Here is a 5,346-nt window from a genome sequence, read left to right on the forward strand (position 1 = left end):
CGGGCCCGGCGACGAGGTGTCGGTGACGGTCGGCGCCGGGCTGCCGGTGTCCAGCGAGATGACGATGCCGCCGCCGGACGCGGTCGCCGGCGCGGGCAGCAGCACCAGCAGCCCGCCGACCAACGCGGCGACGCTGGGCACGATCGCGGCGACGGCCCGCCGCCTGCGGCGAACAATGCTGCGGGGCGTCATGATTCAGCCCCCTCAGTGCTCTGCGATACGGATACCGGCACCGGCTCGGGTTCCGGTTCCGGAGCGCCGGCGGCGGCGTGGCGGCGCCTGATGCCCGAGGCCGCCGCGGCGATGAGGGCCAACGCGGCGAGCAGCGCGGCGACGAGGTAGGCCATGCGCGCCGCGCCCGTCTTCGGCTGCGCGGCCGGGGCTTTCGCCTGATTCACCGTCGGGCTGAGCACGCCGGGCAGCAGCGCGGCCTTGCGCGGACCCGCGGAGAAGTCGAGGACGGCGCCGAGGTCCGCCGCGGACGCGTCGCGCGCGGCGAGCGGTTGCAGGCGCCAGTTGGTCTCGATGAACCGCAGCGCGCTGGTCGGATCCAGCTGCGTGTGGTCGATCCGGCCGACCGGGGCGTAGGCGCTGACCAGGACGGCGGGCACCCGGAGGCCCAGCGTGCCGGTCGGCGTGCTCGGCGGAGGAACGTGGTCGTACCAGCCTCCGGATTGCTCGTACGACCAGAGGAAGGCCGTGGAGGGCCAGTACCGGCTGACCATCAGCTGGTTGAGCATGGTCTGCAGCAGCCGTTGCGCGGTCGGGATCGAGCGGGCGGAGCGTTCGTCAGCTCCGGAGGTCGCCACGTACGCGACCGCCGGCAGGGTGCCGCGCTCCAGGTCGCGGTAGTACTCGCTCAGGTCGACGATGTGCCCGCGCAGCGCCGGATCGTCGACGAAGCGGGCGTAGTCGAGCACGGGCACGCGGGTGGCTTGGTCGTCGGTGCGGCCGTCGACGACGGTGCGGAAGGTGTGCGCGGGGTTGTAGTCCTGCACGTAGAACTTCCAGCTCACCCCGGCGGCCTGCAGCAGGTCGAAGATGGTGGGCTGATTGCCGAAACCGGCCGCCGGGATCCGCTCCCCCGGGCTCGGCGCGCCCGCGCCGGAGATCCAGTAGGAGCGGTTGGTGACCGAGCCGAAGGCGGCGTCGGAGAAGAAGTGGTCGAACAGCACGTACTGGTCGGCCGCCGCCCAGGAGGTCGGCAGGTCGGCGCGGTCGTAGTAGCCGACCGCGCTGGTGCCGTCGCGGTTCTGTTGTTCGTACGCTGAGACGAAGGCGTCCATCTTGCCGCCGTCGAGCTGAGTGGCGATCAGCTGGCGGCCGGCGGCCAGAACGGGAACCGCCTTGCCGTGCAGCGAGAAGGGTTTCACGCACGACGCGGTCGGTCCGCTCGTGCCCAGACTCTGGCAGGTCCCGGCGGGCAGTCCGTCCGCGCCGCGGTAGGTGCCGAAGTAGTTGTCGAAGGTCCGGCCGCCCTGCATCAAGTAGACGAAGTGCTTGATCGGCGTGGTCGTGGACCCGGCGCTCGGAACGGCGCCGGCGGCATGGGCCACGGCGGGAGACGCGCCGGTCCCCGCGAGCGCGATCGCCGCGGCCAGCAGCGGAATGAGGCTTCTGCGACGCATCATGGATGCACCTCGTACACGATGATGACCGGTGCGGCGCCCGGTCCGCTCTTGCCGCTGACCGGCACGGTCGCGGTGTACACGGCGACACCGTGATACTTGTCGATCAGCTTCTTGATCTCGCCCGCGTAGTAGGGGCTGCGCCCCGCGGTGAACGAGTCCCACACCAGGTATTGGTACTCGCCGCTGCGCACGGCGCGGTCCGGGTTGGCCACCGGCTGGTAGACGGGATTGCGGTTTCGCGGGTCGGTCGACACGGACAGCGCGCCCACCTGGTGGTGCCCGTAGAACTCGAGCACGTTCGCGATCGAGGGCCCGGCCGCCAGCAGCCGCGCGCCGATCGGGGTGTTGGCGCCGATCCACTGCCCCGTCGCCCGTCCTCCCGGCAGGCCGCCGGTGCCGGCCAGGAACGCGGTGGAACCGGAGGGCGTGATCCGCTGCCAGGTCGGCACCGCCAGGCTGACGGTTGCGGCGATCCCGCAGACGACGGCACCGGACGTGAACGCGAGGCCGGTGCGGGAGCGCAGGCCGCCGCGAGCCTTCAGCGCTTTGGTCCACAGCGCCCCGATCGGCCGCCCGGCCAGCACGGCGAGCGCCGGGGTGGCCGGCAGCAGGTACTGGAAGCCCTTGACCGGCCAGATGGTGAAGAAGGCCAGCGGGACGGCGACCCAGGTGACCAGCAACCGCTCCCGCCAGCTGCGTTGCGGCCACAACCACACCAGGCCGGCCGCGGCGATGAGGAGCACCGCGGGCCCGATCACCCGGGGCAGGTCGGTGAAGTAGAACCACAGCGGATGGTTGGCGCGCCGCAGCAGCTGCCACAGCAGGAAGTTCTGGCCGGTGCCGGAAGCCGAGGCCAGCCGCAGCGCGATCGGATACGTCGCGAAGACCACGACGAACACGCCGAGGCCGAGCGCGTGGTGGCGCAGCCGAAGCCGGCCCGCCGCGCCCATCGCCCCGAACGCGTAGACGCCGACGAGCAGCACCACCGCGGTCTCCTTGGCCAGCGCGGCCATTCCGAGCATCGCCCCGGCGGCGGCGATCCAGCGCCTCGGGTCGGATTCGGCCGCGCGGACCACGCAGTACAGGCCGACCACTGCGAACGTGGTCATCGGGCCGTCGAGCAGCACCTGCCGGCTCACCATGACGTGATACGGCATGACCGCGAGGATCGCCGCGGCCGCGAGACCCGCCGCTGCGCCGTACAGTCGGGCGCCGAGCAGGTAGGTCAGCGCGACCGCGGCGACTCCGAACCCGGCCGCGACCGCACGCGCGGCCCAGTCCGTGTCGCTGATCCGCAGCGCCTCTCCGACGAGGAGTTGCACCAGGATCGGATGCGCCCGGAAGATCGGGAACATCCCGGTGAGCGCGTGGTTTCCAGCCAGCGCTTCTGAGCTGCCGGTGTAGACGGCCTCGTCGCTGTTGAGGCCGACCGCGGCGAGCGCGTCGAAACGAAGCAGCGCGGCGACCGCCAGCACGAGGCAGAGCGGGAGCGCGCGCAGACCGAGCCGTCGCGCGCCGAGGCGGTGGCGCGGACGTGGCTGCGCGTGCTCCGGCCCGGGCCCGGACGGCCGGGGGGATGAACCGTCCGGGTGCTCGTGGCCGCCCTCCGGTGCCGTCGCGATCGGCGGCGCCAGCGACGGACGGGGCAGGTCGAGCTCGCGGATCTCCCGTGCCCCGAGACCCGCGGAGAAGGCGGCGCCGCGCCAGTTCACGCCGCGCTCCGGCTTGAGCCCGGTTCCGCCACCACCCAGCGCGGCCAGGCCTGCGCGCGCTGACGCTGCGGTTCGCCGTCGCCGGCGGCGACCGCGGCCAGTTGCGGCACCGGCACGGAACCGTCGCCGACCTCTGCGTCGTGAATCAGCGCCGGAATCTGGTCGGCCCATCCGAACGTGTCGGAGGCCAGCACCCGGGTGCGCACGTTGCTGAGGAAGGAGGCGAGGATCTCGCGCTCCATGGCCCGCAGCTCCTGGTAGCCGTGACCGCCGATGGTGATGGTCGGCGCGAGGTACCGGAACGGCGGGAAGCCGTAGGCGTCGTCGGTGTTGGTGAGCATCTGCTCAAGCGCGTGTTCGCGGTCGAGGTCGACGAGCTTGGGCGCGCCGCGTTCGATCACGAACAGCTCGCGCACGTCGGCCGTCGGCGCGAAGGTGCAGCGCACCAGCCGGTCCGCGGTGTACTTCGGCGGCGGCACCATCCGCTGAGTCAGTGCATTGATGCCCATGATCGGCAGGTTGAACCGGCTGAGCGCGACCGCGAAGGAACGGCCCGACTTCGAGTGCAGCCGGCTCTGCAGCTGCAGGTGCCGCCACTCCTTGCGGGTCAGGTCGTCGGCGTTGACCGCGCGCAGCGTGTGCGAGCTGATGGTCAGCGGCTTCGGGAAGCAGTGCGCGGTGCCGTCCGGGTCGATCACGGTCATGTCGTCGGACAGGAACCGGCCGCCGTGCTCGCGCAGCAGCCGCAGCACGGTCCCGGTCTTGCCCGTGTCGGTGAGCGCGGAGAGCATCACGCCGACGCCGTCGATCTCGACGCAGGCCGAGTGCAGCAGCATGCGCCCGCGCGAGACCATGACGAACCGCAGCAGCGCCTCGAGGATGTTCGTGTAGACCACGTGCGGCGAGCGGGCCAGCAGCGGCCCGACCTCGATGGCGATCGGATCGCCGAGGTCGATGCGGAAATTGGCCCCGGCCCGGCCCAGGTGCTCCTCGTAGTTGATCACCGTCGGACCCGGTCGCTCGGTCATCTCCGCGCGCCGGCGCGGCGAACGCCCGCCGATGTGCCCGACCCGCACCGTGATGTCGAGGTCGTGCTCGCCGGTCCACTGCGCCCGGAAGAACTCCAGCTCCGGCAGCAGGATCTGCGAGCCGATGCGCACCAGGCCTGCCACGTCGTAGCGGTAGGCCAGGTAACGCGAGTGCTTGCGGACGGCGTGCACGTGATCGTCGGACGCGACCGGCTCGGCGGCCTCGGCCGGCTCGCGCGGCGCCGCCAGGTCCACCAGCAGGTGCACCGGGTCGCGGGTCTTCTCCACGCCGCTGCCGTAGATCACCCGGTCGCTGATGAGGAACCGGAGCAGGAACAGGGCGACCAGCGTCACGGCGTTGGCCGTGAGCAGTCCCATGCCCCAGACGATGAGCAGCTGGAGCACCGGAAGGCGCCCGAGCAGCAGCAGGTTGTTCATCAGGTAGAAGCGCACGGCGCGGCCCCCGAAGGTGCCCTGCCCGCGCCCGCGGTACACCAGCGCGTCGATGAGCAGGAAGTTCCACGTCGTCGAGCACTGCGTGGCGAGCGCGGCGGCGAGCAGGTGGTGAATTCCCAGCGTGTGGAAGCAGAACCAGAGCGCGGCGGTGTTCACCACGATGCCGCTCGCGCCGACCGCGCCGAATCCGGCCATGCGCGCCAGGGCGAGCCAGGTGGCGCGCCGGCCCGAGGGGCGCTGGCGCAGCTGTCCGGCCAGCCGGGCCTTGCGCAACCGCGCCAGGTGGCGCGCGAAGGCCAGGCCTTGCCGCAGCGACGCCTTCGTCTGCCCCGCGTACCTGGGCTCGAAGCGGTATGAGGCCTCCGCCACGCGAGCGCCGGGGTGCCGGACCAGGATCTCAAGCAGGATCTTGAAGCCGAGCGGATTGAGCCGATCCAGATCCACCGCCGCGCGGCGGAAGGCGAACAGGCCGGAGAGCGGGTCGGTGACCATGGCCAGCCGGCGCGGGAACACCGTCTT

General features: G+C 72.0%; 3 protein-coding genes and 1 pseudogene. All 4 read right to left on the reverse strand.

Annotated features, from left to right (window positions below; translation table 11 throughout):
* Positions 1–192 (reverse strand): annotated as a pseudogene (locus VFB40_RS05485) (serine/threonine-protein kinase); the annotation flags it as partial.
* On the reverse strand, positions 189–1,631 hold the full coding sequence (locus tag VFB40_RS05490) for an alkaline phosphatase family protein (protein ID WP_324848190.1): 1,443 nt from the start codon (positions 1,629–1,631) through the stop codon (positions 189–191). The gene VFB40_RS05490 and the pseudogene VFB40_RS05485, both read right to left, overlap by 4 nt.
* Entirely contained in the window at positions 1,628–3,343 is a 1,716-nt protein-coding gene (locus VFB40_RS05495; protein ID WP_324848191.1) for an ArnT family glycosyltransferase, read from the reverse strand. The genes VFB40_RS05490 and VFB40_RS05495 overlap by 4 nt, the downstream gene beginning before the upstream one ends.
* Positions 3,340–5,346 (reverse strand): GtrA family protein (locus VFB40_RS05500; RefSeq protein ID WP_324848192.1); only part of this gene is annotated, 2,007 nt, incomplete at its 5' end. The genes VFB40_RS05495 and VFB40_RS05500, both read right to left, overlap by 4 nt.

This window comes from Actinocrinis sp. (assembly GCF_035650855.1).
GTDB lineage: Bacteria > Actinomycetota > Actinomycetes > Streptomycetales > Catenulisporaceae > Actinocrinis.